The following is a 5,331-nucleotide window of genomic DNA, read 5'->3' on the forward strand; positions in this document are numbered from 1 at the left end:
ACGGCGACCGGCATATCGTAGTTCTTGCCGATGATACCGATCAGACCATAGATGGCCCCGATGGTCACGGTCAGGGGAATCATGCACAGCAGTCCCCAGAGCAGCGAGCGGAACAATAAGGCCATCAGCAGGAGCACGACCACGAAACTGCCGAACAGGGCCATGGCCATGCCGCTGACCATTTTTTCCTGCCAGACCACATTGATGTAGTTAAGACCAAACCAGCGTGCCTGGATCGACGCAGGCGGAGGGTTGGCCGCGATGAAGTCGTCGAGCGCCTGAACCACCCGGCTCATATCCCGGTTGTCGCCACTGGTAAGCTGAACCCAGATGCTGGCACGGCGGTAGTCGGGGGTAACGAAGTGCCAGAGATCCTGGGGGCGGTGGCCATTCTGGTAGGTGAGCAGGGTCTGCGCAACCGCCGCCGGACTGTCCGGAATGCGAAAGGCTCCGTCATCGCCGCCCAGCAGTTCGCGGTGAACGGTTTTGACCAGATCGGCGACGGAGTTGGACTTGCCGACCACGCCGGTCTCGCCCAGCCGCTGCTGCAACCTGGCGATGTAGCGCAGGACTTCGGGGCGTTTGAAGATCTGGTTGTCCTGGGCCGCGTTATCCCCCTCCGGAACCAGCGCCAGATAGGCCATGTAGGTGCCGCCGAAATGTTCGTTGAGCACTCGGTCCGCCTCACGGATCGGGTGCTCGGGCTCGAACCATTTGACCGGGTTATCGTTGATACGGATCTGGCTGATGCCATAACCGGCGGCCACCACCACGACCATGGTAACCACCAGCACCGCCCTGGCGTGGCCGACCACGCCCTCGCCGAGGCGATGCAGCCAGCGCCCCATGACTGTATTCCCATCTGGGTCCCCGTCGGCGTGACCGAAGCCGGTGAGCCGCCGCTCCGGCATCAGCATGATGTAGGCCGGAATAAAGGTCACCGTGCACAACCAGGCCAGGAACACACCGATCGCGATAAAGATGCCGAATACCTGAACCGGCGGGATCGGGGTGAGTGCCAGTGACCCAAACCCGGCCATCGTCGTCAGGGTGGTGAACAGCATCGGCTTGAACAGTATCCCCATGACCTCCCGGATGGCCCTGCGACGGTCCCGATGCTGGGGATAGCGGTCGAAGAATTCCGAGAGGATATGCACCGCATCCAGCACCGCAATGGGCATGATGAATACGGGGATCATCGAGCTCATGATGTGGACGGTGCTGCCGCTGATCACCAGCAACGCCATGGTGCTCGCAGCCGCCACCATGGCCACGATCATCGCCGAGGTAATGAGCCGGACGTGGCGGAAGAACCACCACATTGCCAGGAAGATGACCAGCATTGCCAGTGGCGCCGAAATCGCCATCTGGTAGAACATCTGCACACCAAAGGTGTCCTCCGCCACGGGCAACCCGGTGATATAGACCTGATCGCCGGTATCCTTCCAGCCAGCGACTTTGTCAAGCAGGGCTTCGCGGACCCGGTAACTCATGTCCTTGCTGGTCAGCGGCAGGTAAAGGGCGACTGCCTTGCCATCGGCGCTTACCAGGGTATTGTCGAACAGCGGAATGCGTTGCGCCCGCTCAAGAATAGCGAGCGCCTGGTTGCGGGTATCCGGCGGCTCTGGCATGAGCCAGCTGAAACGAACCGAGCCGACCCCCTCTTGCTCAATGTTGTCGACCCGCGAGAGCGCGAGCATATCCTCCTCAACCACGCCCTCCTGCCGGCCCGGGTTGTCCGGATCGGGCCACCTGAGCGTACTGGCATACTCCGTCAGCTCATAGATGCGCCGCAGCGAACCGACATTGAATACCCCGTCAGGGTTGCTTTCGTTGACCACACCCACCACGACCATGTCATAAAGCGAGAATTGCTCCTTCATGTCGTCGTGGAAAACGCGCACGGGTTCGTCGGAAGAGAGCATGTTCTCGGGGTCGGTATCGATGGTCAGCGGATTAAGCAGACCAAACCGCTCGGGCCAGACGCTTGGCAGCGCCGCCAGCGCCACCAGCGCCAGCGTGGCAACCACCATGGCCCAAACGGTCAGTCGAGGACGGTCAGTGACGAACTCCAGCCAGGAACCCTCGGTCTTTTCAGCCATTGACAGCGCCTCCGCAAGTCAGTCGAAGGCGGCGCCGGGCTTCTTGCCCAGGGCCTTGAGGATCTTCGCCAGAGGGCAGAATCCGCTGAAGGCAGCCTGCAGCATGTTGGCGCCCACAAACGCGGTGAACCACAACCAGTAAGGTGAGTGGAGCTGGGAGAGAGCCAGACTTACAAGAATGAAAGATCCTGCGAAGGCGAGTACAAGGCGGTCGATAGACATATGCCCCTCCTGTTATAGTAGCGCGTTCCGGCACTTTCAGCAGATTGCGCACTGCGCTGGCTGCACTGAAAGCACCCGTACATAATACCTGGCATGGCCACGTGCCGGACCATGGAGAGCCGGGGCCAGCCAGACGACGACGGGCAACACTTGACTACCTGGCCAAGAGCAGCCGATCATCTGAACCAAGCCTAACATATTCACGATTGCAGAGCTATGAATGTATGAATAAAAATCAGATGTCGGAAGCGGCGGATCAGGCCACCAATCTGCTAAAGGCCCTCTCCGGGCGGAGCCGGCTGATGATCCTCTGCCAACTGGTCGACGGCGAGCAGGCGGTGAGCGAACTTGCGGATGCACTGGAGATGCGCCAGGCGGCCGTCTCCCAGCAACTCGCCCTGCTGCGCAAGGACGGCCTGGTATCTGCGCGCCGCGAAGCGCGGACCATACACTACTCCCTGGCGGGAGAGGAGGCGCGCCGGATCATAGAAGTTCTGTATGAGCTGTTCTGCGATAACGACGCATGCTAAGAAGTAGGGCAACAAGGAGTTTCGAGTTGCCCTACTTCAACTACTAATTGCTGGCAAAGGCCTGGCGCATGTATTGAACGATGGCTCCCGCCTGCTCCTTGGTCAATGAGCTGATGCCACCCTTGGCGGGCATCGCCATGGATGAGCCGGGGCTCTTGAAGCCCTCCATGATATTGGTAACCAATACATCGTCACTCTTGGTCAGCCGGCCATCGCTCTTTGTGAAGTCAGGAACGCCGGGCAGCTTGCCCTTTCCGTCTGCGCCATGGCAGGCAACGCAGGTGGAGTTATAGAGCTTTTCGCCGGCTTCCACGCTGTCCGCCTGAGCCGCGGCTCCGCCTGAGTAGGCAAAGCTCCCGGCGACCAGGCTGGCGATCAGAAAAGATGATCGTTTCATTTATTCTCCCCCTTATTATCTGCCGGATCATTGGCTTTCTGGAGGAAGGTCAGGATATCCCTTGTTTCCTGCCCGGTTAAGCCCGCTCTGAGACGCATATGAAGCACGGATGGCTCCCAGAAATCGTCACGGAACTCGGCCGGGTCGCGCATGTTATGACACCGTGCGCAGTTGTCGGCCCATGACTGGGCGCCCCGGACGAACGCCATGGGATCGTCGGCGTCCTGGGCAGCGGCTGAACCTGCGCCACCGAAGAAAAGCGCAGCCATGAGTGCAGCATTACTGATGAGGTTGCGGTTCATTAGTTTCATGTTAATACCCTCTTAAAAGCCGTAAGCCAACTGAATGTTGAAGCGCTCGTCATCGTCGATAGCGTTGTCATCGTAATCATCCACGGTGTAGGCCGCCTTGATGATAACGTGGTTTGCGAACAGGTAATTCACCCCTGCAGACCACTGGGAGCGGTTTGCATCGGCACCCGGGGTGTCCAGGTCACCTATGCGGACAACGCCTTCCCACTTGGTATCCGGCACCCGGTAGGCCGCCTGCGCATACCAGGCAGTGTATTCGAGTTCTTCGGTCACCGCGCCACCGGCAACCGCGCTGTTGGCTTCGCTTCCCACGGTCTGCTGGATGAATTCACCGCGCAGCTGCAGGGTGTCAAGGTTGTAAACGGCGTCCGCACCCAGGACTGTGTAGTCACGGTCCGGCTCTCCCGCCGCCAGGTCAGACACATCGTGCCCCTCGGCCACTCCGATCTTGCCCAGGGCGCCGGACAGCCCCAGCTCCAGCGCCGGCACCGGCAGGAAGCCCACCCGGCCACCGTACACAAAATTGCCATCGGCGTTGGATGCGGCAGCCTCGGTTTCCAATTCAACTTCCGCTTCTTCGTTGGGATCATCCTGATCAACTAGAAGTGTCGGACCGTTCGAGGTGAACAGCGCATAGTTGGCGCGCATCGACCCGCTCAGCGGAATGCCGCCACGCAACTGAACGCCCAGGTCGGAGAGCGGGGCTGCGCCCCCGTGACCAAAGCCCACGGGCGCGGTCGGCAGCTTGTTGATCCAGCTTGGGTGGACATTCTGGCGGAACTGGCCGATCGGGCTCAGGAACTTGCCCGCCACCAGCGCCATGTAATCGTTCAGGATGAGATCAATGGTCGCGTATTCCGCCCCGATTTCGGTTTCACCGTTTTCATCGGTCTCGATTTCAAGCTCGCCTTCAAACAGCACCCGGTCGGAAAACTGAAAATGAAAGATCGGCGCAAATCGCGCTGCCGTAAAACCGTCTTCCTGTCGATCAGAGCCAGCTATGAAATCAACGTTGCTATATCCGGCCATGTGCAGCTTGGACAGCGTATCGAGATTGTTGCTCTTTACATCCTCCCGCAGGGCCGCCATCTGCGACTCAAGGTTGGCAATTTTTGATTCGGTGTCTTCGTTTGCGATCGCGGCCCCGCTTGCGAATACGGAGGCTGCCAGCGACAGCTTGATAAAATGGAGTTTTTTCATAGGTGCACCCTTCTGGGTTAGATGAAGAGACGAATATAACTGTTCCGGGATAAGGCTTTCGAAAAGCCACTGATCCAAAACATGAACAATTAGACACCTTGAAACTGAAACGAAACTGAAATTGTCAGTCGTGCCGCCCTGATCTTGATGCAGGTCAGTTTTTACAATGGCCGGATATCATGAGATTGAGCCAGCACCGTATGTGGGGGCGCCACGCAGTATAGTCAGACACCCGGGAATGATCGCTCCTGTACGCCGTCTCAACGGAATCGAGCCTGATGCGAACCAGTCGACCGGCAAAACCAATACCTGCGTCACACCGTATCATTTTCACTACTATTTCGTGACGCAGCGGCGAGCTGACGCCACCGCCCCCAGCGGGGGATGAACATCGGCACCTGCCGCTGGTAGGCACGGTACTCCTCACCAAACTCCTTGAGCACCTGCCGCTCCTCACGTCGAGCCAGCCATGTGTAGACAAGCACGATCACCGGGAAAAGGCCGACCGAGAACAGCGTCGGCCAGTGCACCACACCTTCTCCAAACAGAGCGATGAATAGCCCCGTATA

The 5,331-nt window shown here is 59.0% G+C and carries 7 protein-coding genes; 1 reads left to right on the forward strand and 6 read right to left on the reverse strand.

Features of this window, described 5'->3' with window-relative positions; genetic code table 11:
* Together B2W52_RS00040 and B2W52_RS00045 are read right to left on the reverse strand one after the other, a co-directional pair.
* Positions 1-2,102 (reverse strand): efflux RND transporter permease subunit (locus B2W52_RS00040; protein WP_286800930.1); only part of this gene is annotated, 2,102 nt, incomplete at its 3' end.
* 18 nt (positions 2,103-2,120) lie between these two features.
* Entirely contained in the window at positions 2,121-2,324 is a 204-nt protein-coding gene (locus B2W52_RS00045; protein WP_053113999.1) for a YgaP family membrane protein, read from the reverse strand.
* A 224-nt stretch (positions 2,325-2,548) separates the two neighbouring features.
* On the opposite strand from B2W52_RS00045, the gene B2W52_RS00050 reads away from it, so the two are divergent.
* Positions 2,549-2,854, forward strand: a complete 306-nt coding sequence (locus B2W52_RS00050) for an ArsR/SmtB family transcription factor (RefSeq protein ID WP_008170014.1) — start codon at positions 2,549-2,551, stop codon at positions 2,852-2,854.
* Between the two features lie 43 nt (positions 2,855-2,897).
* On the opposite strand, the gene B2W52_RS00055 is transcribed toward B2W52_RS00050, so the two are convergent.
* The 4 genes from B2W52_RS00055 to B2W52_RS00070 all read right to left on the reverse strand — a co-directional run.
* Positions 2,898-3,251, reverse strand: coding sequence for a c-type cytochrome (locus B2W52_RS00055; RefSeq protein WP_092033452.1), 354 nt, complete (start codon positions 3,249-3,251; stop codon positions 2,898-2,900).
* Positions 3,248-3,562 (reverse strand): hypothetical protein, encoded by a 315-nt coding sequence (locus B2W52_RS00060; protein ID WP_008170017.1) that lies wholly within the window; start codon positions 3,560-3,562, stop codon positions 3,248-3,250. Before B2W52_RS00060 ends, B2W52_RS00055 begins: the two co-directional genes overlap by 4 nt.
* Before the next feature lie 12 nt (positions 3,563-3,574).
* Positions 3,575-4,762 carry a porin gene (locus B2W52_RS00065; protein WP_286800932.1) on the reverse strand — a complete coding sequence of 396 codons (1,188 nt, stop codon included), beginning with the start codon at positions 4,760-4,762 and terminating at the stop codon, positions 3,575-3,577.
* Between the two features lie 314 nt (positions 4,763-5,076).
* A partial coding sequence (locus tag B2W52_RS00070) for a methyltransferase family protein (protein ID WP_414673463.1) occupies positions 5,077-5,331 on the reverse strand: 255 nt, incomplete at its 5' end.

The sequence above is a fragment of the Marinobacter sp. UBA2498 genome (assembly GCF_002341575.1).
Taxonomy (GTDB): domain Bacteria; phylum Pseudomonadota; class Gammaproteobacteria; order Pseudomonadales; family Oleiphilaceae; genus Marinobacter; species Marinobacter manganoxydans.